General features: G+C 48.6%; 1 protein-coding gene. It reads left to right on the top strand.

The genetic code is table 11. The features are described 5' to 3' along the window. Positions 1-317: imm11 family protein (locus QB898_RS13185; protein ID WP_279525318.1), on the top strand; the 317-nt coding region annotated here is incomplete at its 5' end. Between the last annotated feature and the right edge of the window lie 238 nt (positions 318-555).

Below are 555 nucleotides of genomic sequence, written 5' to 3'. Positions count from 1 at the left end.
TGCAGGCCTTGGGCGACATGCTCAGCCGCAATGGCGAGCTGGCGCCCATCAAAATGAATGAGGCCATGCAGTACTATGGATTCAACCCAACCCGCATCGTGGATGTGGTGGACGAAGAAAAATCCACCATCGCGTATTTTTCAAGCGGCAGGCTCATGGATATAGATCATTATGTCTTGCGACCAGATGTGAAGGAGCTTCCGCCTATTTTCAGAATTCCCCAGCTGGTTGAAAACACGACCTACGTCAGCGACGAATTCATTGCCCGCGTGAATGAATGCAAGCTCACGGGCTTTCGCTTTCAGCCTTTGCCATGAAATAAAACCAGACGGTGCGCCCGGGATAGGATTTGAAAGGCATGGGTGGTTTTGAGGGTATGCAAATTATCCTGGATCAAAACCAGCTTTCCTGAAAGAATGACATGCACATCCTGGAATGCAATTTCGACGGCTACGCTTCCTTTCTTTTCAAAGATGCCGAAGAAGAAGACAAATGGCTTAGCCCTCGCGATCGTTTTAATTTATTTGATGGCACGCCCCGCAATGGTAAATATCC

The organism is Ottowia cancrivicina, assembly GCF_029813755.1.
Taxonomy (GTDB): domain Bacteria; phylum Pseudomonadota; class Gammaproteobacteria; order Burkholderiales; family Burkholderiaceae_C; genus Ottowia; species Ottowia massiliensis.
This window is presented reverse-complemented; position numbering and strand designations above follow the sequence as displayed.